Annotated in this window: 27 protein-coding genes and 1 tRNA gene; 10 read left to right on the forward strand and 18 right to left on the reverse strand. The window is 28.0% G+C overall.

Annotated elements, in window-relative coordinates:
* Positions 1 to 6: 6 nt before the first annotated feature.
* The 3 genes from HLG78_RS02215 to HLG78_RS02225 form a co-directional block, all read right to left on the reverse strand.
* Positions 7 to 642: an IS1595 family transposase gene (locus HLG78_RS02215; protein WP_231180385.1), complete on the reverse strand. Its 636-nt coding sequence runs from the start codon at positions 640 to 642 to the stop codon at positions 7 to 9.
* A 171-nt stretch (positions 643 to 813) separates the two neighbouring features.
* The gene (locus HLG78_RS02220; protein WP_231180387.1) at positions 814 to 1512 is read right to left on the reverse strand and encodes an HAD family hydrolase; all 699 of its coding nucleotides are present in this window, start codon (positions 1510 to 1512) and stop codon (positions 814 to 816) included.
* A 136-nt stretch (positions 1513 to 1648) separates the two neighbouring features.
* Positions 1649 to 2173: an HD domain-containing protein gene (locus HLG78_RS02225; RefSeq protein WP_231180389.1), complete on the reverse strand. Its 525-nt coding sequence runs from the start codon at positions 2171 to 2173 to the stop codon at positions 1649 to 1651.
* 340 nt (positions 2174 to 2513) lie between these two features.
* Between HLG78_RS02225 and HLG78_RS02230 the strand changes: the two genes are divergently transcribed.
* Positions 2514 to 3869: a radical SAM protein gene (locus tag HLG78_RS02230; protein ID WP_231180391.1), complete on the forward strand. Its 1356-nt coding sequence runs from the start codon at positions 2514 to 2516 to the stop codon at positions 3867 to 3869.
* A gap of 63 nt (positions 3870 to 3932) precedes the next feature.
* Here the strand turns inward: HLG78_RS02230 and HLG78_RS02235 are convergent, their stop codons facing one another.
* A complete protein-coding gene (locus HLG78_RS02235; protein WP_231180393.1) occupies positions 3933 to 5387 on the reverse strand; it encodes a cryptochrome/photolyase family protein in 1455 nt (484 codons plus the stop codon).
* Positions 5388 to 5510: 123 nt separating this feature from the next.
* Here HLG78_RS02235 and HLG78_RS02240 point away from each other — a divergent pair.
* Positions 5511 to 5584: transfer RNA gene (locus tag HLG78_RS02240), tRNA-Arg, on the forward strand.
* A gap of 330 nt (positions 5585 to 5914) precedes the next feature.
* Here HLG78_RS02240 and HLG78_RS02245 read toward each other — a convergent pair.
* Both HLG78_RS02245 and HLG78_RS02250 read right to left on the reverse strand, forming a co-directional pair.
* A complete protein-coding gene (locus HLG78_RS02245) occupies positions 5915 to 7003 on the reverse strand; it encodes a THUMP domain-containing class I SAM-dependent RNA methyltransferase (protein ID WP_231180395.1) in 1089 nt (362 codons plus the stop codon).
* A gap of 4 nt (positions 7004 to 7007) precedes the next feature.
* Positions 7008 to 7931 carry a metallophosphoesterase gene (locus tag HLG78_RS02250; protein ID WP_231180421.1) on the reverse strand — a complete coding sequence of 308 codons (924 nt, stop codon included), beginning with the start codon at positions 7929 to 7931 and terminating at the stop codon, positions 7008 to 7010.
* 141 nt (positions 7932 to 8072) lie between these two features.
* On the opposite strand from HLG78_RS02250, the gene hflX reads away from it, so the two are divergent.
* Positions 8073 to 9167 (forward strand): GTPase HflX, encoded by a 1095-nt coding sequence (gene hflX, locus HLG78_RS02255; protein ID WP_231180501.1) that lies wholly within the window; start codon positions 8073 to 8075, stop codon positions 9165 to 9167.
* Between the two features lie 2 nt (positions 9168 to 9169).
* Here hflX and HLG78_RS02260 read toward each other — a convergent pair whose 3' ends face one another.
* From HLG78_RS02260 to HLG78_RS02280, 5 genes are read right to left on the reverse strand one after another with little or no spacing between them, the layout of a single operon-like run.
* Positions 9170 to 9757: an HD domain-containing protein gene (locus tag HLG78_RS02260; RefSeq protein ID WP_231180503.1), complete on the reverse strand. Its 588-nt coding sequence runs from the start codon at positions 9755 to 9757 to the stop codon at positions 9170 to 9172.
* Between the two features lie 44 nt (positions 9758 to 9801).
* The gene (locus tag HLG78_RS02265) at positions 9802 to 10212 is read right to left on the reverse strand and encodes a hypothetical protein (RefSeq protein ID WP_231180505.1); all 411 of its coding nucleotides are present in this window, start codon (positions 10210 to 10212) and stop codon (positions 9802 to 9804) included.
* Between the two features lie 3 nt (positions 10213 to 10215).
* Positions 10216 to 10569: a hypothetical protein gene (locus tag HLG78_RS02270; RefSeq protein WP_231180507.1), complete on the reverse strand. Its 354-nt coding sequence runs from the start codon at positions 10567 to 10569 to the stop codon at positions 10216 to 10218.
* A gap of 15 nt (positions 10570 to 10584) precedes the next feature.
* Positions 10585 to 10935 (reverse strand): hypothetical protein, encoded by a 351-nt coding sequence (locus tag HLG78_RS02275; RefSeq protein ID WP_231180509.1) that lies wholly within the window; start codon positions 10933 to 10935, stop codon positions 10585 to 10587.
* A gap of 57 nt (positions 10936 to 10992) precedes the next feature.
* Positions 10993 to 12285 carry an AAA family ATPase gene (locus HLG78_RS02280; protein WP_231180511.1) on the reverse strand — a complete coding sequence of 431 codons (1293 nt, stop codon included), beginning with the start codon at positions 12283 to 12285 and terminating at the stop codon, positions 10993 to 10995.
* A 276-nt stretch (positions 12286 to 12561) separates the two neighbouring features.
* Between HLG78_RS02280 and HLG78_RS02285 the strand changes: the two genes are divergently transcribed.
* Positions 12562 to 12897 carry a hypothetical protein gene (locus tag HLG78_RS02285; protein ID WP_231180513.1) on the forward strand — a complete coding sequence of 112 codons (336 nt, stop codon included), beginning with the start codon at positions 12562 to 12564 and terminating at the stop codon, positions 12895 to 12897.
* A gap of 61 nt (positions 12898 to 12958) precedes the next feature.
* Here HLG78_RS02285 and HLG78_RS02290 read toward each other — a convergent pair whose 3' ends face one another.
* From HLG78_RS02290 to HLG78_RS02300, 3 genes are all read right to left on the reverse strand, one after another.
* The gene (locus HLG78_RS02290) at positions 12959 to 13930 is read right to left on the reverse strand and encodes a S66 peptidase family protein (protein ID WP_231180515.1); all 972 of its coding nucleotides are present in this window, start codon (positions 13928 to 13930) and stop codon (positions 12959 to 12961) included.
* A 59-nt stretch (positions 13931 to 13989) separates the two neighbouring features.
* Positions 13990 to 14679 carry a hypothetical protein gene (locus HLG78_RS02295; RefSeq protein ID WP_231180517.1) on the reverse strand — a complete coding sequence of 230 codons (690 nt, stop codon included), beginning with the start codon at positions 14677 to 14679 and terminating at the stop codon, positions 13990 to 13992.
* Between the two features lie 425 nt (positions 14680 to 15104).
* Entirely contained in the window at positions 15105 to 16877 is a 1773-nt protein-coding gene (locus HLG78_RS02300) for an ABC transporter ATP-binding protein (protein ID WP_231180519.1), read from the reverse strand.
* A gap of 169 nt (positions 16878 to 17046) precedes the next feature.
* Here HLG78_RS02300 and HLG78_RS02305 point away from each other — a divergent pair, with 169 nt between their 5' ends.
* On the forward strand, positions 17047 to 17547 hold the full coding sequence (locus tag HLG78_RS02305; RefSeq protein ID WP_231180521.1) for a hypothetical protein: 501 nt from the start codon (positions 17047 to 17049) through the stop codon (positions 17545 to 17547).
* Positions 17548 to 17631: 84 nt separating this feature from the next.
* Positions 17632 to 18033, forward strand: coding sequence for an NUDIX domain-containing protein (locus HLG78_RS02310; RefSeq protein ID WP_231180524.1), 402 nt, complete (start codon positions 17632 to 17634; stop codon positions 18031 to 18033).
* A 47-nt stretch (positions 18034 to 18080) separates the two neighbouring features.
* Here HLG78_RS02310 and HLG78_RS02315 read toward each other — a convergent pair whose 3' ends face one another.
* The 4 genes from HLG78_RS02315 to HLG78_RS02330 form a co-directional block, all read right to left on the reverse strand.
* Positions 18081 to 18698, reverse strand: coding sequence for a class I SAM-dependent methyltransferase (locus HLG78_RS02315; protein ID WP_231180526.1), 618 nt, complete (start codon positions 18696 to 18698; stop codon positions 18081 to 18083).
* Positions 18699 to 18721: 23 nt separating this feature from the next.
* Entirely contained in the window at positions 18722 to 19018 is a 297-nt protein-coding gene (locus tag HLG78_RS02320) for a tyrosyl-DNA phosphodiesterase 1 (RefSeq protein WP_231180529.1), read from the reverse strand.
* A gap of 98 nt (positions 19019 to 19116) precedes the next feature.
* A complete protein-coding gene (locus tag HLG78_RS02325) occupies positions 19117 to 20787 on the reverse strand; it encodes a ribonucleoside-diphosphate reductase subunit alpha (RefSeq protein ID WP_231180557.1) in 1671 nt (556 codons plus the stop codon).
* Between the two features lie 32 nt (positions 20788 to 20819).
* Positions 20820 to 22100, reverse strand: coding sequence for a ribonucleotide-diphosphate reductase subunit beta (locus tag HLG78_RS02330; RefSeq protein WP_231180559.1), 1281 nt, complete (start codon positions 22098 to 22100; stop codon positions 20820 to 20822).
* A gap of 187 nt (positions 22101 to 22287) precedes the next feature.
* On the opposite strand from HLG78_RS02330, the gene mnmA reads away from it, so the two are divergent.
* From mnmA to dtd, 4 genes are all read left to right on the forward strand, one after another.
* Positions 22288 to 23355, forward strand: a complete 1068-nt coding sequence (gene mnmA / locus HLG78_RS02335) for a tRNA 2-thiouridine(34) synthase MnmA (protein WP_231180560.1) — start codon at positions 22288 to 22290, stop codon at positions 23353 to 23355.
* A gap of 155 nt (positions 23356 to 23510) precedes the next feature.
* Positions 23511 to 24236 carry a hypothetical protein gene (locus HLG78_RS02340; protein ID WP_231180561.1) on the forward strand — a complete coding sequence of 242 codons (726 nt, stop codon included), beginning with the start codon at positions 23511 to 23513 and terminating at the stop codon, positions 24234 to 24236.
* An 85-nt stretch (positions 24237 to 24321) separates the two neighbouring features.
* A complete protein-coding gene (locus HLG78_RS02345) occupies positions 24322 to 24753 on the forward strand; it encodes a hypothetical protein (protein ID WP_231180562.1) in 432 nt (143 codons plus the stop codon).
* Positions 24754 to 25061: 308 nt separating this feature from the next.
* A complete protein-coding gene (gene dtd / locus HLG78_RS02350; protein WP_231180563.1) occupies positions 25062 to 25502 on the forward strand; it encodes a D-aminoacyl-tRNA deacylase in 441 nt (146 codons plus the stop codon).
* Positions 25503 to 25543 lie beyond the last annotated feature (41 nt).

Consider the following 25543-nt stretch of genomic DNA (forward strand, 5'->3'; position numbering starts at 1 on the left):
AGTATCCTATTTGAAATAAATTTTAATCAGTTTAATCATTTTCTTCTCTATTTCAAGTTCTGTCTTTCAATATATAAACTCACATTCTTTTAGGTGTGCTTCAAAATTAACTTTAAATCAATTAAACTTGCTTAATCTTCTCTTTGTGAATCCCCAAAAGTTTTCCATTCAGTTTATATGAACTCATCATCACTTACCAAACTCATTATCTCAATGTTTCACTCTATAATGCTTATAATATCATACATCTACCAGTCAATCATATCACTTCCAATAATCACTATGCACACTTGATTCTTTATCAACTTTATCTAGTATTATCTCTTCCAGTATCTTAGAACTACATTTTGGTATTATTTCTATATATATTTCTCAGTTCCTTTTCATTATTCAAAATACCGGTTGTTTTCTTGTTCATCTTCATCTTTTCAGTTTTCATTTGAATCATCTTATTCTCTTAGCTCCAAAGTAGCTTTCATCCATTTCAATATCTCATTTCATCTTAAGTTCTTCAAACAAATTGCATTGATACTCATATATTATTTCTCTAAATATCTTGTAAAACCTATTAATAGTCTTTCTCGATATTCACAAAAGTTTTGATGTTTGTGTTTCTGTTAAATCAACACTAAAACATTTCACTATTTTTTTAACTTTATATCCGCTCAGATTGCGGTTCTTTATTCATATACTCTTATATTAATTAACAAATTGTAATCAAGATCCTAATTTATTATACTAAAAAATGATAATTCTACTTTTAGAGTTATGTTGATATTTTAAAGTTAATTGTTAATATTGTATTTCACAATATTATAAATCTTCCAAAATATTTACTACATCATTAAGACTTCAATCTTTTCATAGATATACATCATATCCGGCAACATCTTGATCGCAAAATCATATTTTTAAACATTCTCCTTGATACATATCTAGGTCAGTTTTATCGTCACCAAGCAAAACCACTTTTTGGTAATCTTCTAAGTCTATATTATGATCATACTTGTTTATTGTTGTTATAACAGAACTTTTATCAAATCAAACCACTTTATTTTCATCATCATAAGTTATCTCATTTCAATATATTTTGATATTATCCAAGGCAATATCTTGTCATTTTAGAAATGATTTTATGAAATCAGAAACTCAAGAAGAGATTATGAAAAAATTAACATTATTTTTAGTTACATAAGAGACCAGCTCGTTTAGTCATTCTCTGGGAGCAAAATAATTTTTATCTTTTGTTATTTTGTCTATTAATTCTTTATTTAGTCAGTACTTCACGAATAAATCTAAATGCTTGCTCCACCATTGTTTTGTTTTTTCTACATCTCACTGCAATTCAAATTGGTGATACTCATTGTAATATTGATCTCTTTCTTTTGTATACTTCTCTCCCAAAAGTCCAGACTTGGCAAAAACAGACCAAGTTGTAGGATTATCCTTTGAGGTTAATGTTTTTGAAAAGTCAGATATTATTGCTATTTTTGGCATATTTGAGTTTTGCATGATTTATTGTGTTAGACAAATAAATCAATTTCATCATATTTATATCACTTCCTAATTCAAGATAAAAATAATAGTGTTTTTATAGTTTTTTGCTATTAAACCTATAAACAAAATTTAATAATATCATTTTTTGCTGTTAGTTTATTAAAGAATTAATTTCTTCTTCCAATTTAAGTATTCTTGGTTTTGCTAATTCTACAACTTTCAAAAAATCTTTATCATTAGAACATCTTTCAAAAATATCATCAAATCTTTCACCTATACTAACTTTTTTTTGATTTTGGTCACAATACATATCAGCTAAACAAAGTATTTTTTGTTCTAAAGTTTTTGGCAATAAACCTTTATCTTCTCTTCATTTTAGTTTAAAGTGCTCATAAACAAATCAATGCATTATAATTTCTGAAAGCTCTTCTAACCCTTCTTCTTTTAGTATATCAACACTATTGAATTCATGCATTCATTCTCTGGATTTTCAAATATCATGCAATAATCAAGCTAGATAAAGCTTTTTGGAGTCTACTATCTCTTCAGCAGCTTTTGAATTGATTTTTGTTGCTAATTCATAAGCTATATGAGAAACTCAAATACTATGATTTATTATAGTTTCACTTAGTCAGTGTTTTTTTAATAATTTTATTCAAAAGGCCTCTAGATCCATAGTACAATATTCCAAAAAATTAAAGATATTCATGAGAATATTAAATATTTTTTATTTATTTTCAACAATCTTGATGAAATCCTTGAAATAGCAAAAAAATTAATTATAGAAGAGTAAATATACCTTGTATAATATGAACAGTTAATGCAACACAAGTAATTTCAGACAATGATACATTAGAAGTAAATGCAAACCAATGAACAGCAAAAATAATAAAAAAAGAAATTTAATTTTTTAAAAACTAACCCCTCCTAGCTTACAATAGACTCTTTCATATATAATTTGAATATTAAACAATTTTAATTATAATAAGCCACAATTTAAATAAACAGCAAAACAAATGTCAGTTCTTCAAATAACCAAACTATGCTCACTTAATTGTACTTACTGCTTTGATAAAGTTCATCAAAATGAGGCAAAGATCAACAAAGATTGATTTTTTTTGAAAGACGAAGACTTCTACAAATACCTTAGTAGGATGAATCAGTTTTTCCAAAATAAAAAAGAGGACAAAAGTATTTGTCTAAGTGGTTGAGAACCTACATTGCATCCTAGTTTCAAAAAATTTGTAAGAAGTGCTACCAACGATAATTTCAAAATATATCTTTTATCAAACTTGTCTTTTGATGAAGATACTAGAAAATTCCTAAAACATTATTTTGATAACGGCTATCTTAGTTGTATGACAAATATCAACAGCCCTGACGATAGGGGGTATTCTTGAATGAACGATAAGCTTTGGGAAAATACTATTCAAAACCTTGAAGAACTCCAAAAACCAAATATTAGATTTTCTTTTAATATTTTTGACCCTGAGATAAGCTATAATTTCATATATGATTTGGTAGAAAGGTTTCCGCATATGGATGATATGATAAGAATATGAATAGAAAACACTATATTGCCAGAATTGAGAAATAGAAAAACTTATGTATTTCACAAAGACTTATGGCCAAAATATCAAAAACTAGGGAAAGTAATAGACGAGATAATTGCAAAATTACATAGTATGTGAAAAAAAATATATTTTGATTGCGGCGCTGGTTGGTGCATTTTCGATCCAAAAACAATTTCAAGTATAAGAGAAAATGATGGAATAATACATGGCTGTAGTCTGCCAAACGATGAAGTACAAACAAAATGACAATATAGCACTTGCTATGCTTTGTACAATTATTGAAATGAACAATGAGAATACAATATCCAAAAAAATACTATGAAACAACTTAGATGGATAAGTATACTACAAACAGAGTTTTTCAAAAACCACTATCTATTACTTCCAAAATGCACAAACTGCCCAATGCTTGAGCAATGATGCCCTAGATTTTGTGTAAGTAACAATATTAACTACTGGGGAACAGTATTTGATTGAGAAGAAAAGCACAGCAAAGAATTTTTAGCAGATCTTGATTATCAGAAACTATCACAAGACCAAAAAAACTATGCCTATATTGAATATTTATTATCAAAACAAAGATTTGACGAAGCAAGAGAATTTATGGGAAAAAATCAAGACTTATTTAGCACTAAAGACAGGTATTGATTGTATGATATTCTGATAGAATTTTTTATTAATTTGGATAAGAAGAAATCCTTGGATAGATTTTATAGCTTTGTAGAATGAAAAAACTTTGACAGCAAGGACTTGGATTTGGCCAAGCTAGTAGAGTTGGTGGTCAAAAACAACAAGTAAAATTTAAAATAAAATATTAATTACAAAAAATACAAACAATCAAAATAACTTTCAACCAAACAATTATAAATAATTTTGGGCATTTTTCTTAATTTTTTCTATATCAATCTTTTCTAAATTTTTTATTACAAATGACTGTCTAGCAGATTTAAAAACCTCAATATTGTCGTTTATAAAATTCCAGTATAAGTAATTAAATGGACAAGCTTTTTCTCAATATTTTTCTTTTTTGTCATAATAACAAGAATCACAAAAATTTGACATTTTTGATATATAGTTTGCACTTGATATATATGGCTTTGTAGCCATTTTTCATCAATCTGCATACTGACTCATTGCCAAGACATTTGGAGTTACCACCCACTCAAATGCATCTACATAACTTTCCCAAAACCACTTATTTAGTTCTTGAGGATCTGTCTTAGTTAGCAATGAATAGTTTCATATTATCATTAACCTTTCTATATGGTGTCAGTAATTATAAGTATGAACATTAGATATACTTGATTTAATACAGTTTAATTTGACTCCTGATAGTTTTCTTCAATCCCAGAAAAAATCAGGCAAGCCTTTCTTATGACCAAAAAAATTCATTTTATACAAATCTTGTTTGTATAAATTAAAAAAATGAAACATATATTCTCTCCATCATAGAATCTGTCTTATAAAACCTTCTTTATTTTGAATTTCAGTATTTGAATTTTCTATTTTTTTGATCACCTCCATTGGAGAAATAAATCAAAAATTTATACTACTAGATAGTAGACTATGAAAAACAAATGGATCATATGTATACATAGCATCCTGAAAAGCTCAAAAATTATCAAGATTATTTTCTACAAAAAAATCTAAACTCTCTATGGCTTCTTCTCTATTTGTTGGCAATATATGTTCTGGATAGAATGAGTAATAATCACATGCTTGTTCAAAATATTTATTCATTTTTAATTTACACTGCTTTGTGACACTATGATTCTTATCAAATTTTCTATTCATTTTATCAAAATTTCGTTGTCATCATTCAGGATTTTCTCAGTTCATTAATATATTATATTTTTTTCTCATATATCTATAGAAATTTTCTAATAATGGGGCTTTTTTGAATTTCCACTTAAATTCTTTTTCTGAAAGCAAGAAAGATTGCTTGTCTTCTTTGAAAATTATATTAATTCATTCTTTTTCTAATTTTTCTTTTGTTTTCAACAGATTTTTATAAAAATAATATTCAGTAGGTTTAACTATTATTATAGTATTTATTCATAACTGTTTACAGTATTCTCTTATTCAACTTGTATATGATTTTGCCAAAAAAAATCTTCAATTATATCATTTTTTTTTAATTTTTTGTATTAAGTACTTTCATCATGCATAATCAATTATTTTTGAATATTTATTGAAATTAATTTTATAATATCAATTATTTATTTCCCCAACATGATGAATATAAAATACATTACTTGATAAAATATACCTTTCATCTAATTGATTGTAAAGTAAAAATTGAGCTGTATTTTCCATTTTATTTGAATTTTTAATAAACATTTTTTTATATTCAAAATTACATTTTTTTCAAAACAAAATAATATTAACACAGTTTGAAAAAAAAAGAAAAATAATTATACTAAAAAAGCTTTTTATCATAGGGAGGTGGTGTCAATTGGTTAACATATCGGTCTCCGACGCCGATGCTCTGGGTTCGAGTCCTAGCCTCCCTGAATATTAATTTGGAATTGTTTTTTTTCAAAGTATTTATTACTATATAAACCCAAAATGTGGATAGTAAGCTTAAACCTCCACATTTTTTTAATTACATTAATAACAATCATAGGATCCTCAAAAATAATTAATTGAAAAACAGTATAAAATAATTAATAATAAATTCCCCAAACAAGATAACATTAGGAGTTTTTTATGAAATTTTTTCAAAACAAATACATGGATATTTTAGGGGCATTTTCCTTTATTTTATTTTTGTCTTTGATCCAAAGCATTACAGAAAAAATCTAATATAGATTCCAAAAGTGCAAACTGTATTCAGTTTGCACTTAGTTTTTTTTGTAAAACCAGGCTTTTTGTTGTCAATTAAACATTTTTTTCTTTTTGAAGCTAGAATTATTAAGAAAATCGTCTTCATAAACTGTAAAAAATCATCAATTAACATTATTATTGTCAATTAAACATCTTGCAAGCTTTTTATGCAGATTCTTAGTATCAAAGTTTGTCAGCCTAATACCATAAGGAGGATTACTCAAGATAGTTCACTGCAATTTACTACAATCAAATTCTAAAAAATCTTTTTTCGCAAAACTAATATCTGCTTCCACACCTGCATTTTTGGCATTTTTCTTGGCAAAGTCTATCATACTACTATCAACATCAAATCCAAAAATATTATAATTTCTAGTAAAAATCCTACTTTCTGCAAGTTCTTTTTCTTTTTTTAACAATGCTTCATCAAACCAGTCAAAACTTTCAAATGCAAAATTTCTAAACAAACCAGGTGCAATATTTTTAGCTATCATAGCAGCTTCTATGGGTATAGTTCATGCTCCACAAAATAAATCATAAAATGAATCTGAAAACTTCCATCAAGCCAATAATATCAATCAAGCAGCAACATTTTCCTTCAATCAAGCTTCAGAAAAATGTTTTTTGTATCATCTTTTAAAAAGTCATTCTCAAGTAGTATTAAGATAAATTTTTCAAACATTATTATCAATAAATATAAAAACCTCTATTTGCTGAGAATCTGCTTCTTCTTTCATATAATTTTCTCAAACCAACGATTTTATTATTCATTTTTTACCTGCCTTTTGTATTGCAGGAATGCTTGTTATTGTTGAATTTTTTGTGTTCGCATTTACAAGCACAGACTGACCTGAAAGAATATATTTTTTCCAATCTACACTATCTACTAACTCAAATAAATCCTGAAATTTTTCTACACTTCAAGATCAAATTTCTAAATATAGCTTATTTCAAATTCTACTGTTGATATTAACATTAGGTATAGACTCTTTTTTTCAATCAAAAAAAACCATTCATGTAGATGAAACTGGATTATATCAAAGTTTTTTTAATTCTTTTGATGCAAGAGATTCCAATCAATAAGGAGTTGTTAGCACAAATTTCATTTTACTATATTTTTATACTCTTAGATCACAAATATATTTGTCAATCTTTTTTAATTAAAGCTACTGATCTTTGGGTTTCTGCAATTCATTCAAACTTTCCAAAACTATAGTCTATATCAATAATATTAATTTTTCATCTTTTATCAACTGTTCATCAATATCAATTATGTCAGTTTATTATATAATTTATTCAAAGACTATGTAAGGCATCATAAATTCATCATTTTTCATATTCTGGTATACTTTCTCTTCTGTTTAAAATTAGATACATTATTGCCAACTCAAAAAATCTTGAAACTTCTTGATCATTGTTGTCATAATTTTTACAAAACAACTTTGATACTCATTTTTGAAAATCTTCATTTATTTTCTCAAGAGACTCTTCATAAATATTTTGTAATATTTCATAGGTAGGATTGGTATGTATGAACAGTATATCATTTTCTCTATGAACAAGCTTCATTTCAAATATTGTTTTCAATAATTCTTTTCATGATTGCTTATTTATAATATTTTTTTGGATATTTATTTGATCTTTTCTAAGTTTTTCAAAATCATTTTCATTTCTATATCATTCTCAAGCAAACTTCCTAAGTTCTAAAAGTCAGGAAAATGAAGTTTTATACATATTAAAAGATATATCTGTACAAACAAAAAGTATAAATTTATAGTCATGATTTCAAAAAATTAAAACAACATCTCATCAGCATTTTCTTGCTTGATGTTTAAGTTTTTCTATTTGATTCAAAATCTGAAATCAATTTTCATGTCTGTCTGCTAGTATATCTCAAAGAAAAATCAATTTAGAGTCACCTCACTGCCAGTTTCAGTTATCATCAATAATATCAAAAAATCTTAGGTTTTCATAATATGCATGAAGGTTTCAGTGAAGATCTCCAACTACATATATATCAGAATCATATTTCATTTTAAATTCAAATAGTATCACATAAATTATAATATATTTTATAATTAAAAAATTTTTTTTATCAACACAATAAAAACAATTTTACTTGATAATATCTTAGATTCTATTATATTAAACTAAGTTTAAATTATAAATTTTTTTATGAAAAAAAAAGTATTTCTTGTTGATGTAATTCCTACAGACACTTCTCCTGAAAAAATGAAATCCAGAATGGATGAACTAGAAAACCTTATCACAACATATTGATGACTAACTATTGTTAAAAAATATCAAAGAAAAGCAATACCTGATTATAAAACTTATGTATGAGCAGGCAAACTAGAAGAAATCAAAAACCAAATGAAAATTGAGTGATGTGAATTACTAATTGTATGAAACACACTCAAACCACAACAAATTTTTAATATAAATGAAAATTTGAGATCCATAAATGCACAAGCATGGGATAGAATTGATCTTATTTTAAAAATATTTGAAGCTCATGCAAAAAGTACTGAAGCAAGGTTACAAATAGAACTTGCTGCAATTAAGCATATGTGACCAAGAATTTTCCGTATGTGAATGGACCTTTCTAGACAATGAGGAGGTATATGAACAAGATGAAAATGAGAAACAAATATACAAATAATGAAAAGACACATTAGAGAAAGCGAAAAGAAAATTATAAAAAAACTTGAAGATCACAAAAAAACCAGAAAACTGCATAGACAATCAAGAAAAAATAAAAACCTAGACACTGTAGGTATTGTTGGATATACAAATGCCTGAAAAACATCTATACTTAACAAAATGACAAAAAAACAGTCAAAACCTGAAAACAAGCTTTTTGCTACTTTATGAACAACTGTTGGTAAATTATGGATACAAAAAGACGATTTTTCAGGCAAAGAAATTCTTATGAATGATACTATTGGTTTTATTCAAGACCTACCACCTCAACTTATTGATTGCTTTTCTTCAACACTAGAGGACAGCATTTTTTCAAATATATTATTACATGTGGTAGACAGTTCAGATAGCAGAATAAAAGAAAAAATATGAGTAGTAGACGACATATTAGAAGATATAGAAGCAAACCAGGAAAGAATCTATGTTTTCAATAAAATAGACAAAATAGATAACAATCAACTTCAAAACCTGAAAAAAGAATTTAAACACTTAGACCCTGTTTTCATTTCTGCAGAAAATAAAATATGACTAGAGCAGTTGAAACAAAAAATAATTGAATTAATTTAAAACTAAACATTAAAAAGTTTTCATTTATTTTCTTTTAGTTTTTTTATGAAATCACTCCAAAATGGATATGCATGTTTTGATTTTGTAATTTTTGATGTTTTCATATCAAGCAACATTTCCAAGCTTACTCAAAACTGCTTCCATGCTCTTCAATTATCTATATATATATTCATAACCGGCAATATTTTATCTACTGCATATACAAATTTACTTTCTTCATCAACTTTTTTTTCATAATTTTCTATAAACTTATTTAAACTTACAAATTCTGAAAAATTATTTTTGATTTTTTCTTTAGCCTGTTTTTCTCTTTGCTCTTTATATTCAGCTTCAGAAGAGTTTTTCATATAAAAATAAGTATCTCAAGCATATACTTCTACTAAATCATGAACCAAAGCATACTTCAAGATCATATTTGTATCCAATCAAATATTCCAAACCTCATTCAAATACCAACAAAAAACAGCAAGCTGAAAGGTATGCTCAGAATCACTTTCCCATTTGTTTTGTCATTTCAACATTATAGTTCTTTCTACAAGGTTAAAATTCCCCAAAAATTCTATAAATCTAAGCATATTATCAAAAGCCATAAAAAAATTTTACAAAAATAAATATTGAGGTTATGTTTTATAACCTAATTTACTATTTCAATATCAATAATTTCTGCATTATAATGGGGATAGCTCTCTATATAATAATCATCAAGCTTTTCTATATAATAATCATCAAGCTTTTCTATATAATACAGCAACTGCCAAAAATTTAAAAACTTAAATGTCAAATCTCTTTCTTCTTGAAAATCTTTTTTTGAAGAAATAAAATAACTTCTAACATCCACATTTACTAATCATCCATTGGACAAATGTAATAAAACATCAGAAATATCATAATTATTTTTTCTACAAAATATCAAAAATTTTCATAAAATATAGCTTTTCTCAAAACTATCAACTATACTAAGACATTCTTTTATTGTTTCTTCTAAATTTTCTTTAAAACTATCACTTTCTATATTTCCTAAAACACAGTGTCTAAGCCTTTCCATAGATTAATTATCTTCACTTATAAATATTCTTATATTATCATTATCACCCAACCATTCATTTTCTTTTCTAATAATTTCATTAAGGCCAACTTTATCAAAACTTTTAGTATTAACAAATCATTTATACTGGAATCATATCATAATATATACCCTTCAACCATTAATAAGATGAGTAATTATGTCTTCAAAGCTTCAAGAAGAATCAGTTTCCTTAAATATTTGAATAATCCTAGAATTTCTTATATCTCATACAACCTTATTGTAATCATCTAATATTTTTGCAAGCTCTCAATCAAGTCATTTAGAATAAGAAACTTCTTCTATCTCTAATCATCAACGATCCGAACTATTATTCATTATGATTTTTTAATTTTAAATCTCCAAATAAGTTTTTAATTCTTCAAGCCTTTTTTTCAGTTGTACATCATTACATTCATTAATAATTTTTTTTACCTCATCAAGAAATAATTGTTGTATTACAGAATTTAAAGATACTATTCACTTATCAACTTCCATTAATTTTTGAACAGATGAATTATGCATATCTATTTCCAATATAAACTTTATATCTCTACTAGTATCAGGCAATGCTCATCATAAACACACACTAAGTCTATTATTAACCACTGAAGATAAATTTCATCAGTCATAAACAATAAGACCAACTCTTTGCTTAGGATCTATATTATATTCTTCATAATACTCACAACAAGACAGCCTCATAATAAAAAATTAAAAATAAATAAACAACATATAAACAAAAAACAAGCATTGTCAATATTAAAAAATTTTTTTCAACTCAACCACATGATTTAATAATTTTTTGTCTACAAACTTAAACCCTTCAGGCGTTTCATTTTTTCTTTTTTCGTGAAGTTTACTTGGCAATAATTGACCTCCCAAACCTATTTCTCACACAAAAATACTATTTTTATCAACCAATTTATTTTGATATTGAGAAAAAATTGCAGTTGCTAGAGCCAAATCCAATCCGCTATCATAAAATTTAAACTCTCAAGGCAAATTTACATATATATCAAAATATCACAAATTCAATTTCAAATATCTTTCAAGTATTGCTATAACAAGATTTAGTCTATTATTGTCTATTCATACTGCCATTCTTTGAGGATATTTATAGTTTGTTTTATTCAATAACACCTCCAAATTTACAATCACGGGTCTACCATTATCTATTCACATTGTAAAAACACTTCAGGGTATGCTTGTATTGGCAGTATTTATGATTCTTTCTTTGATATCATAAACAGGGGTTAATCAAAACAATCACATCTCAAAAATACTTATATCATCCGTACTACCAAACCTATTTTTCATAGACCTAAGAAATCTATACTGCCCAAATCTATCTCATTCTAAGTAAGAAACCATATCTACTATATGCTCTAAGTACTTGGGACCTGCTATTTCTCATCATTTGGTCACATGTCATATTATAAAACAAGTTTTTCATCTTTGTTTTGCAAACTCTCATATTTTCTCTGAACAAAATTTTACTTGAGAAGGAGATCAAGCTATTCAATCTATATTGTTGGAATAAATTGTTTGTATACTATCTATCACAAAAAAGTCATAATCTTTTTCTGAAATTGTTTGAACTATATCTTCTATAGAACTGGCTGTATAAATATCAAGATTTTGAAATTTAGAATCTTTTTTTATTCTTTTTAGTCTAGAATAAATTTGATCTTGCGATTCTTCTCCAGAAAAGTATCCAATACTAATTTTGTTGTTTTCTATCAAATCTTGGATTATTTGCAGTATTATAGTAGATTTTCAGATTCAAGGTTGTCATCCCAAAAGATAAACTCATCACTGCTTAATTCAATTTTGGTAAACTCTTTTTAATTCAGTATTTTTGATATCAAAAAATTGTGAGCTTTGTGCAAGTTTAGACTCCAAAGCAACTCAAGAAGTCAAAGTGGTTTTTTGTGCTGATTTTTTTGGTTTAATTTTTGTTTCATCTTTTTGCATACTAGCAAAAGCTCAACAATTGGGACACTTACCAAGCTTTGTAATGCTTGCATATCAACACTCTTTACAATTGTACATTATCTAATTTATACAATATAAAAAACTTATATTTTATATACAAAATTTTTTCTGTTGCAATTATTTTTACACATAAAATATATACAAATCAAAAAGCAAAAAAATCTATTGACATGATATTTATTTTAATTATATATTCTATACCTTGACTACAAGCATTGGAGGTGCATCATGAAAATGTTCAAGTATTTTGCAGTTTCTGCTATCTTTCTCAGCATCCTTTTGCTGAGTGGATGTGCTTCAAGTGGAAGTGGCGACAGAGACCACACCAGACTGATGGACGGAGACATCTCTCCAACCATCGATACCAACAAGTTCCCCTCGGACGTAGCTTACAGATACTTCGAAGAGGACGGTGACGACACTTACGGTTCGTGGATCTTCAAGCTCCCTAAGTCGGAACGAACTGACTCTGAGAGAACCCTTCTGGTTATCCAAGCCAGAAGAATCGATGAGATTCCCACGGATCAAGTGATGTTCCCTGTAGAGCTCAGGGAAGACATCAAGATCTACACGGGCCATGAGCACAACTGGTTCCAAATCGGCGATGTGATGCTGGAAAGCCAGCATCGTGAGACTCGCCTGGAGGACGCACCATTGAAGGTGCATTAAAAACACTCCAAACTCAATCCCCGGTGGTTTACCACTGGGGATTTTCTTTATTGCTAGAAAATTAAACACTCATTTTATAAATTCATTTTTTGGTATCAATATCTATTTTTCATCATATAGGGAAAGTTTGAATTGGACTTATATGTCCAAACTGAGCATTCATAACTACTGGTACATTCAAATCTCTTGCAAAATCATTAACAGTTCACTCCCAAGTAATATCGTATCAGTACATACAAGCTTGGTTAATTCTTCCAAAAACTACTCATGCTATTTTATCAAATTTGGGCTGATTTTTTAGTTGGATAAGCATCCTTCTTATTGAACCAATATTTTCTTCTGGACATTCTTCCAAAAACAAAACCTTTCCTTCCAAGTCTGGCATAAATTCGGTACCTATCAACAAAGAAAAAGTAGAAATATTTCATCAAACTATAGTTCAGGTTGATTTTCATTTATTTACAATTTTTAATCATCAATCATTTATGATTTGCCATGGATTTTCTTCTTGGTTTACACTAAAATCAAAATAAAAATCATGAAATGACAAGTCTACCTCTTTTCAATCCACTACCATTTCATAAAAATACAAAAAAGTTTCCAGGCTTCAATACCTAAACAAAGAAAAATTTCAAGGAGTAGGACCAGAAAAGCTTGGTATTCATGTTTTTGCATATAATGCATTATTCAATGCATTTATATCTGAATATCAACAAATTATTTTGTTGTCTTCTTTTATTCAATCCCAATCTATATATGGCAAAATTTCATTACTAAATGCTCATCATCATATAGGCCAAATCATCTTTATATCAGGATCTGCAATAAACCTATTTATGTCTTCAGCTCTTTTCTCTGGCTTTACTCACTCTACTCATCTCAATATATTTTTTCATATTTTAATATTTACTCAAAGATGTTTTTCCAAAATTCTTTGAAAAGTTAGAAATCAGTAACTATCAAGTTTTTCTGGGTCTATTTGGTTGGATATAGACACTATTCAAATACTATCTCATGGATTTAGTGTTTTCATTTTTTAGCTTTAGTTGTAAACTTTTATTTTATACAAAATTTTTTAAATTTTACAAGATATTATATATTTCACCACCAAGCATTAATATACTGCATCTTTTTATCTCATTCAAAACTTCTATGATGAACATGTCAGTGTAAATTTATTCTTGGATTGTATTTGTTTTCAAGTTTATTTGTCTCATCTATCAAATAATTACTATCTTGATTATTGTTGTATCATTCTACAAATCCAATAGGATAGTGAGTATATACAATATTATTTTCATACTTATAAATTTTTATTTCATCAAAAAAATTAGAATAATACTTTTTGAGTTTCTCATCTTCTAAAACTCAAACACAATGATTACCAAGTATAATTTCTGACCTTATTCATTTGTTTTTTAATAAATCAAAAATATCAAATATATGTTTTTCTATATCCAAATCTTTAAGTAGTTTAATTTTATTTTCTGATATATTAAATATAAAATCACCTAAATTAATAAACTTACTTATCTTATTTTCAGAAATTTTTTTGTTTAACTTTGCCTTGAGATAAACTAAAAAGTTTTGGTTATGTATTTTTAAAAAATTATTTATTTCATTTTCATTAGCAGCAGCAAAAAAATGTTCTAGTTTTTCTTTTGATAGATTATTTTTTTGATCAGGAAAAAATTGTTTTCTATATTCATATTCATACAAAGCTATGTTTTTGTGTAATATATGCCAATCTGAGGATATTAACTTTTTATCATAAACTATCATTTTTTATTTTGCTTTTAAATACTTATTTAATAATATTTTTAAAAGCATTTTTTTCAACAAAAAACCCCGCCTGGAAATCCAGACGGGGCCCCTGTGTTACAGGGAGTTGCTTACCCCGCGATGGGGGCGAGCATGCCGATACCGGCGCAAATGGCGCCGTTGGTGGAGCCGCCGCTGTAGTCGTCGTCAAAAGAGGCCTTCACGGCCAGAACTTCGGTCTTCATAACTTACTCCTTCCCAACTTATGGGATTTGTTGCCACCCAGAATTGGATGGTGAGCAATATATAATTATTCTTTTTAAAAAATCAATACTTTTTTAGTATTTTTTAAAAAGTTGCTTTAAATTTAGCATTTTCATCTAGTATATCCCCAAAAAACACAATAGAAAAAATTTGAATTATTATGCTACTTGTTCATAGTTTATTTAATTACTTTGAAAACCTCAGGATTGAATATTCCAAAGTTTACTATAATAACCTCACTGTTTTAACAATTCTTCATGAGTTCACTGCTGAACTACTTTTCATTTTTCCATCACTATAATTCTATCCATTTTCATAATAGTAGAAAGTCTGTGAGCTACTGCTATAATAGTTCTTTGCTCCATTATTTTATCCAATGCATCTTGAATATATTGCTCTGATTCTGAATCCAAACTTGAAGTTGCCTCATCCAGCACCAAAATTTTATTGTGTGCCAATATTGCTCTTGCTATTGCCACTCTTTGCTTTTCTCAGCCACTTAGCTTAACTCATCTTTCTCAAACAAGACTTTCATACTCATCAGGTAGGTTAGAAATAAATTCATGACAATGTGCAAGTTTGGAAGCTTCCAAAATCTCTTCCCGTGAAGCATCTGGATTGGCATAAGCAATATTTTCTTTCAAACTACGATGAAAAAGAATAGGATCCTGAGGAACCATAGAAATTTGACTTCTTAGACTGTCTTGTCTAACCTGTGATATGTCTTGGTTGTCTATCATAATTCTACCTTTGTCTAAATCAAAGAAACGGAACAATAATTTGATAAGTGTAGATTTACCGCTTCAGGACTTACCAACTACAGCCACCTTTTCTCAAGGTTTTATTTCCAAGTTGAAATTTTCAAAAACTTTTTCATTTTCATTATAAGAAAAATCAACATTTTCAAACTTTATTTCTCATTTTTCGATGTTTATAGGTTTTGCTCAAGAAACGTCTTTTACTTCGTGTGGTGTGTTTAGTATATCCAACATTTCCATACTATTCCCTAAGTTTTCAGAAATTCTAGACATCACAAAAGATAATCCAAAAAGTTGTTGTCCAATAATTTGCTGATAAGTGACCAAAAGAACAAAAACTCAGATACTAATCAAGCCATCAAACCAAAGCTGAATTGCAATATACAAAGAGGCTATCTGTCAACCAAATGCTATTGTTGAAACAACAAAAAATATAATCATAAAAACAAAAATTGATTTAAGATCTTTTTGTCTCCACTTTTCCAAGGCTTGTGTAAACATTCACTTTTCTCTAAAAAATGTTCCAAAAAGTTTTATATTGAAATTGTTTGTGACTGTATCAGAATAACATCCAAAAACTCTAGAGCTTTCTTCTGCAGCAGCTTTTACATAGGGTATTCTAAAGGTATTTAAGTAATATGCCACTATCAAAAAGGCTATTATCCATCCTGCATAAACAAACCCCAAAACTGTGTGCTGTAGAAAAAAAACAGTTATTACAAAGCCAATTGTAACAATGCTTCTTAATATTTCCCATACTATAATATCATGCATACTAGCAAGTGAATGCCCAAGTCTTGAAGTTTTTTTGATTAATGCTCATGCAAAGTTGTTGACAAAAAAATTATAAGAATGATGGTGCAAATTATCAAAACAGTTTTGAGTAATATTATAAACAAGTTTAGTAGTTGAGTAATTCATACTAAAATCCAAAACTCTCCAAAGAAAAAACATTCATACCATTGTAAAGACAAAATACCAAAAATATTTCATAACTCACTCTACAATTTGGTTTGTACTAAGTTCACTATTTGCAGCTATATCTACAATATTACCAAAATATATAGGCACCATAAGCTGTAATACATTCAAAACAACCATAGTTAAGACAGTAGCTGCTACAAGATATTTTATTTGCCAAAGCTGTTTTCAAAAATAATAAAAAACATCTTTTATAGAAGTTTTGTAATTACTCATCAATAACTGTTTAAGTTTGAAATTAAAAGTTAATGCATCAAATACTAAGGATTTTTTCTATTATTTCAATTATTTAAATATAAATACTAATTTATCACCAAACTTTATTATTGACTTATAAACTATTTTCTGTATATTGCATTATATAATTTATAACTAAAAATACAACATGAGACAGACTTTATCATCAGGACACAACAATTTAGTGAGACCAAACAGAAACCGCACTGCCAACCAAATCAAAAAACAACTTGAAAGCCAGGTAGATATAATAATAGATGAAGACATCACATATTTGGGTTATTATTTGGAAGAGCTTGAAAATTTTGTATTAAGAATTCTAACAAAAGAAACACAAATACCACAAGAAACTATTTCTGATGATATTTGGGATGAATTAAAATTTAGCCTAAGAGTAGAAGCAAACAACTCAAAAAAAGATTTATGAATATTCTTGATTTTGCAAATACCTTATCAAGAAGACTGAGAAGGAAAAACTTATACCAAAAGGCTTAATTTATGAAGCATAAGAAATGGTGACATAAGAATTTTAAACGAATTACAAATTCAAGCTTGATGAGCAAATGAAAGTTTACAACTTTCTCAAGATGCTATAGATAACTTTAAGGGTATAATACTGGAAAAAATACCAGAAATACTTGAGCAATAAACCAAAAATATACACAAAATTTTTGAAGTTGAAAAAAGTAAAATTAAAAATATAATTGAACATATTTAATTTATATTATCACAAATGGAAAAACACAAATCAGCTTGAATAATTCCAATCAAAGACAGTAAAATATTACTTATAAAATGATGGCATTGAAACTGGCTTTTCCCAAAATGACATATAGAAGAAAATGAGTCAGATATAGAAGCAGCCAAAAGAGAATTTTGGGAAGAAACATGAATTCCTGAAAGCTTCTTGCATATACAAAATCAAACTTTCAAAGATAGTTATGAGTTCAACAAAGATTGAAAAAAACATTATAAAGAAGTAGTATATTTTCTTGCCCATTTAGATGACTGATTTGAAGACTTCATTTATCCTATGGAATGAGAAATATTGGATGTAAAGCTTTTTGATAAAAATGAATCTATATCAAAGGTAAATTTTGATTTTTACAAACAAACTATTCAAAAAGTTATTTAAAAGCACATTATAACATTTTTAGTATAATAAAACTGTTTCAATATAGATTATTGAACTATGTATTCTATTACTTTTCATTTTTTTATTGAGTATATATTTTCAGGAGTCCAATTAGGAAATTCAAATCAATTTGAAATTACTTTGGTTCATTTTTTGCATTCTTTTAAAATTTTGGGCTCAAGCTCTTTCATCACATTGGGAAGTAAGTAAACAAATATCACATCAGCATCTTCTAAATTTTCTTTGAAAAAATCTTTTCTTATTATTTCAGCATTGGCTGATTTGAGCCACAAAATCAACTTTCAAAACAAAGCCACATCTAGCTTTCTTTCATATCATATACATTTTTTATTTGTGTATTTACTAGCTTCTAATATTATTTTACCATCTCAACAGCCCAAATCATATACTTGATCATTTTTTTGTATATTAGCTATTTCCATCATTTTACTTAGTTTTTTATTATCGGATGCTACAAAAGGCACAAAACTTCTTCAAGTAAATAAAAGCTCAACAAAAAAATAAAAATAAGACACAATCAAAATCATAACCACCAAAATTATCATTCACATCACAAAATACAGAACAAATTTTGGAAGTCACAAAAATGTAAATGCCAACAATACAAAAATAAGAAAAATATTTACATAAAGTAAATGCACCATAATACAGCTCAAAAATTTAAATATTAATAACCATATTTCCTCAAAACATCCATCATTTTAGTTGCTTCTTCATAAGTTGTGATAAGAGTATCCTTGAAATATATCGCAGAATTTTCAAAATCTATTCTCAAAACTCCATCTATCAGCGCATCACAAACTCTTATACCTTCTGCCTTAAGATAATCAAGAATATCTGTAATGTGCAACACTTCAAAAGCTTCTCTTGCAGCAACTATAGTAGATTCAGCATTTGCCTCTACAGGATCAAATCAATTTTGAATCATACCAAATCATTGATCAATTTTTTTTGAAGATTCCATTTTTTGTTATTAAAAAATAAATACCAATAAAATTATATGAAATTTAATTTTTTTTGCAAATTTCAGTTTATAACTTTTTGGTATCTATTTTCTTAGTTTTATCATTCGCAGGATTCACACTGCTTTGAGCGAGCAAATTGTTGAGCTGCATTCACACTATGTTGATAATAAAGTGTTTTTATTCATAGTTCCCAAGCATAAAGATAAAGTTCATTTATTTCTTTTGCAGGAGTTGAAGGATTTATAGCAAGATTTAATGATTGTCATTGATCTATATATCTTTGACGAACTGCTGCCTGTTCTATCAAAGTTCTTTGATTTGTTTCTTGGAATGTTTTGAATACTTCCTTCTCATCTTGAGTTAGTATACTCAAATGTTGTACAGAACCATCATTATCACGAATAGTTTTCCAAACATCTTTTGTGTTATAACCTTTTCTTTCCAACAAATCTTCCAAATGTTTATTTCTAATAGTAACTTTCAGTTTTGCTACATCTTTTACATAACAGTTTGACCAAAGAGGTTCAATACTTTGTGAAACTTGACCAAGTATAAATGCTGAAGAAGTTGTTGGAGCTATAGCCATCAAAGTAGCATTTCTTCTACCGTATCATTCTAATAGTTTTGGTTCTCAATATTCTTGAGCTAATTTTTCTGAAGCCTTGTATGCTTCTTCTTGTAAGTATCTGAAAATCTGTAAGTTTAGATTTGAAGCTTCTTTGGAGTCTATAGGCAACATTTTACTTTGTAGCAAAGAATGCCAACCCAAAACACCAAGACCCAAGGCTCTATTTTGTTTTGCAAAATTATAAGCTCTTTCTATAAATGCAAATGCTTGTTGATCTTTTTCTTCTCAACTATCTCTTAATTTTTCAAGTTTGATAATAAAATCACTCATTACTGCATCCAAAAAGTAAACCATTGTTTCCACAGCATCTGTGTCTTTCCATTCATCATAATGATAAAGGTTCATAGATGATAAGTTACAAACAAAAGACCAATTTTCATTAGAAGGCAACATTATTTCAGAACACATATTACTTGCATGAATTTTGTGTCATTTGTCTTTATATACATCCACAGTATTTTTATTTGCTGTATCCACGAACATAATATAAGGATATCACATCTCATTCCTTCTTTGAATTATCTCAGCCCAAATAGCTCTTTTCTCAGCATCTCAATCCTTCATCTCTTTTAGCCACTGGTCTGTAACTGTCACTCCATGAGTCATTTTTTGTATAAGATTACCTTCTGTTCATATTTTCAAAAACTCTTCTATATCAGGATGTTCTACAGGAAGATAAGGGCTAAAATGTCATCTACGAACAGATCATTGACTTACCACATCCAACAATGTTTCAAACAATTGCATAAAATGTACAGATCAGGAAGAATACCCATTATCTTTGATTTTTGAACCACGAGAACGAAGATCTCAAAAATACCCTGAAGCTCATCAACCATACTTACTCATCATACCTACCTCTGCATGAGTAAACAATATCTGAGCCATATCATCACCAAGATAAGATCAAAAACAACTAATTGGTAAACCTCTATCCAATCCAAAGTTTGACCAAACCGGAGAAGACAAAGAATAATATCATTTTGACATATAATAATAGAATTTTTGTGAGAATCATTTTTTTCACAAAATTTCTTCTGCTTTGTCAGCAATTTCTTTGATTCTATCTTCTACTTCTACTCATTCTCTCATATAACCTCTATTTAGGAAAGCTCTAGAATATTCATTCAACCAGTACATAATATTTTAGTTTATAATATAAATTTTAGATTTTAGAACAAGTCATCTGATGTAATACTTTTGCTTCTTTTGTTGTAGTTAATAGATCTTTTGTTGAAAAAATCATTGTGCTTAGTTGTCATTATTTCGTCCTCAAACCAGTCTGATTGCTCAACCAGTTTTTCATCTACTTCAAATGCTTTCTCAAGTCATATACTTTGCAAAGAGTTGTTGAGCCTATTTTTGATAAACTCAAATATTACTTCTTTAGGTAGAAAATCCAATTCACCATCCTCAAGTATCCATTCAACAACCTTTTTCTCAGATTCGTATGCTTGATAACAAGCATTGTATATCCTATTTTTATAAGCTTCATCAAACCATTCTGGATGTTCTTCTTTAATAGTATTTATCAAATCTATTCAGAACAATCAATGAATATGCTCTTCTTTTGAAGTAGCCTCAACCGCATTAGAGATTCATTTGAAAAGATTTTTGTATTTATTGAAACTCATCATTATCAAAAATTGTGAAAACAGTGATACATGCTCTATAAACAGTGAAAACAACAATATAGACATAGAATACTCTCTATCATCATCACTTTTGGAAGTTTCTTTGGATCATTCAAGATATTTTACTCTTTCCATAAGTACGGGCATTTGATCTATATTATCAAACTCTTCATTAAGTCAAAGTATCTCCAAAAGATGAGAGTAGGCATCCATATGACGAACCTCACTTTCTGCAAAAGTAAAACCAACTGCTGCTATTTCTGGTTTGGGAAGTTTTTTGTATACATCTCACCAAAAAGCTTTTACAGCCACTTCTACTTGAGCAATAGCAAGCATAGATTTTTTAATTGCGGCTTTTTCTGAGTCTGTCACATTTGTATGAAAATCTTGCACATCAGAAGTATAATTAAACTCAGTATGAACCCAATAAGAATGCCTTATAGCATCAACATATTCATACAATTCAGGGTATTCATAAGGTTTAAGATTTGTTCTTTTTTTGAATATATCCCTTTTTCTCATATTTGCTCTCTTTTCTCTGTATAGTATATAAGCTTTGGCTACTTCATACTTATTGTATTTTATTAGATTTTTTTCAACATGGTCTTGTATAGTTTCTACTGTTATGTAATCATCACCACGAGTTTTATGCAATATTTGAAGATCATGCATTACTTCTTGAACAATTTCTTCTATATCACTTTTATCAACCACATTACAAGCATCAAATGCCTTACTTATAGCTTTTTCTATACATGATATATCAAAATCTACTACTTTTCAGCTTCTTTTTTTAATATGTTTGATATAATCAGACATAATTTTATTAATTAATAAAATAAAACAATATATTGTAAGCAATTTAGCAAAACAATACTATATATAGTGACCGCATACTAAATAAAAATATATCTTTTTCAAGCAATTTTTTTAAAAAATTTTTAAAGTTGATTTTTGTGGGTCATTGTTTAATATAATTTTAGTTTTACAAAAAATATTTTTTGGTATGAAAAAAATACTGGTATGATTATCTTGAGGAGTAGATAGTGCTGTAACTGCTTATTTGCTCCAAAAGCAATGATACGATATCACAGCATGATTTATGATAAACTACCTAGCTGATAATGGCAACTGTCCTACCAAGCAAGACATCCAAGAAGCCAAAAAAGTTGCCAATTTTTTGTGAATAAATTTTTTTAGTTTTGATTATCAAAAGGAGTATTGGGACAAAATTGTAGAATATATTTTTGAATGATACAAACACTGATACACCCCCAATCCAGATATTTTGTGCAACACTGAAATCAAATTCAAATTATTCTTGGAAGAAGCCTTAAATCTTGGATTTGATGGGATTGCTACAGGGCATTATGCTAATATTGTTGAAAGCAACAAAAATGAAACTAAATCAAGGCCTGGCTTGAAAAAACTATTGAAATGAAAAGACCCTGTCAAAGATCAGTCTTACTTTTTGGCAGGTCTGGAGCAATGGCAATTATCAAAAGCATTATTCCCTATTTGAAATATGGAAAAAAACGAAGTAAGACAAATTGCTAAAGAAATAGGACTACCAAATGCGGACAGGAAAGACAGTCAAGGTTTGTGTTTTATATGAAAAGTAGACATGAAAAGTTTTCTTAGACAAAAGCTACCTATTAGAAAATGAAAGATAATTGATACCTGATGAAATATACTTTGAGAGCACGATGGAGCATGGTTTTTCACAATATGACAAAGAAGAGGAATTTGAGTTTCTGGGCCAAATCCTTTGTACATAGTAGACAAAGATGTAGACAACAACACAATCACTGTATGAGAAGAAAAAGATTTGAATTTGTTTAGCAAAGAGTTAACAACTGCCAGTCGACATTGGCTTTCTGAAAAATTAGATTTTCCACAAACTGGATACGGGAGAATTAGACACTGACAAGAATTACAAAAATGTGAAATTTTTGATTTTTGAGATGGGAAAGTAAAAGCTGTTTTTGAAAACAAGCAAAGAGCTATAGCAAGTGGACAAACTTTTGCATTTTATCAATGAGAAGAACTGGTAGGAAGCTGAGTTATTGCTTAGATACTTTTTCTTGTAAAAAATGATTGATTGATTATAAGTAACAAAATAATTATTTATCTAAAAATAACACAAAAATCGGCTTTAGAATTTTTTTAAAAATTATGTTGTAAAATAAGATATAACTATGAGCTTATTTTATATAATAAAATTTTTTTATGAATCAGCATGAGCAAGTTATAAATGTTATGGAAAAAGCCGGTGGCTTTGCTACTTTGGGTTTTTTATATAAAAATGTTGATGTTTCTAAATGGTCAACAAAAACTCCTTTTGCTAGCATCCGTCGTATTGTACAAAATGAAAAGTTTTTTGTAAAAATAAAACCTTGATTGTGGGCTCTAAAGGATTATATAAAAAATCTGCCTGTTGAAGTTTATCCAGATGAAGAAATCTCATCAGAAAAAAAGAATGAATTTGATCACACTTATTATCAAGGTTTACTTGTAGAAACTTGAAATTTTAAGCAATATGATACTTTTACTCCTTCCCAAGATAAAAATAAAAAATATCTGTGAAAGACTTTATATAATAGCACTAGTATGGATGAAATATTTAATTTTACTCATAGTGAGATATTAAGATATGCTAGAACTGTTGATGTTGTATGGTTCAATCAAAGAAGAATGCCTTCAGCTTTTTTTGAAATTGAACATTCAACTGATATGAAAAATTCATTAGGAAAATTTGTTGAACTTCAGGATTTTTATAGTCATTTTTTTATAGTTGCTGATATATCTAGAAAGAGTGAATATGAAGATAAAATAAAATTAAGTACATTCAAAGATATAAAGGATAGAGTTAAATTTGCAGATTATAATAAAGTAGCAGAATGGCATGAACATAGCTATAAACTAAGCAATAATGAAATAGAGAAAATTTTCTAATTCTTAAATTAATTAATTTTTACATTGATCTTGATTTCAAAATCATTAGATCATAGATCATTTATTTTCTAATATTTCTTTTATTATGAAAATATCAAGAGAGCTTGCTATCAAAATATTAAAATATTTATATGAAAATCCTGATTTCAAGTTCCCTTTTGTGGTAGTATGTCTGGAATACACACCAGAAGATGATGATTTTGTTGAAATAATGCCAGAAGAGTGGCAAATTATTTTTGAAGATTCAGGATACAAAACCTTTCAACTATGGCATAGGTTTAAAGATATGGAAGATTATTCTATAAATTTATTATCAAAATGATATTTAGAAAAAATACTTCAAAAATCTTTGAAAAACGAATTGTATAATTTATTTAATTTTTATAACCAATTGTATGATGAAGAACTTTTGTTGAGCAAAGATATTCAAAAATTCTGAGAAAATGAATTCTTTGGATGAAAAAAAGAAGCTTTTGAGGATGCTTTGGAAGTGTTGAAAAAATTAGATATAAATTAAACCCCTCCAAAAGCTTGTAACAAAGTTGAGGAGGGTCTCCCCTCCAAAAGCTTGTAACAAAGTTGAAGAGGGTCACCCCTCCAAAAGATTGTAACAAAGTTGAGGAGTACCCCACTCCTAAAGTTCGTAACAAAAGGGATGGAGTATGCCTCCCCTAAAGTTTGTCACCAAAAGAATGGAATACTCCTCTCCAAAAGATTGTTACAAGAAGAGGGGAATAAACCATTCCTCAAACTCCATAAAACAATCTGGGTATAAACCACTCCAAATTTACAAAGAAAATCTTTTATATAATCAAACCACAAACAATGAAATTAGTAATAGAATATGTAAAAAATGCCACTGTAAAATCAGGAGAAAAAACAAATAAAATTTGAGAATGACTTTTGGTGTATGTTGGAGTAATGCAAGATGATATAGAAAGACCTGAAGTTTTGGATAAAGTTGCCAAAAAACTTGCAAACCTAAGAATCATAAGTGATGAAAACTGAAAAATTGACAAATCTTTGAAGGATACAAACTGACAGATACTTTTGATTTCAAACTTTACACTATGATGAAGGAACTCAAAATGAAACAAACTAGACTTCTTGCATTCTGCAAATTTTGAGGAAGCCAAGGAAATTTTTGGAAAGTTAGTAAATGAACTTGAAAAATATGAACTTGCCGTTAAAACATGATTTTTTGGAGAACATATGGAAGTAAGCCATACTAAACTTTGACCTTTGACCTACTTTTTGGAGTTTTAAATTTTACTTGAGGTGCTTTATCTAAATGTTCAAACACCTAA

The organism is Candidatus Absconditicoccus praedator, assembly GCF_021057185.1.
Taxonomy (GTDB): domain Bacteria; phylum Patescibacteriota; class Gracilibacteria; order Absconditabacterales; family Absconditicoccaceae; genus Absconditicoccus; species Absconditicoccus praedator.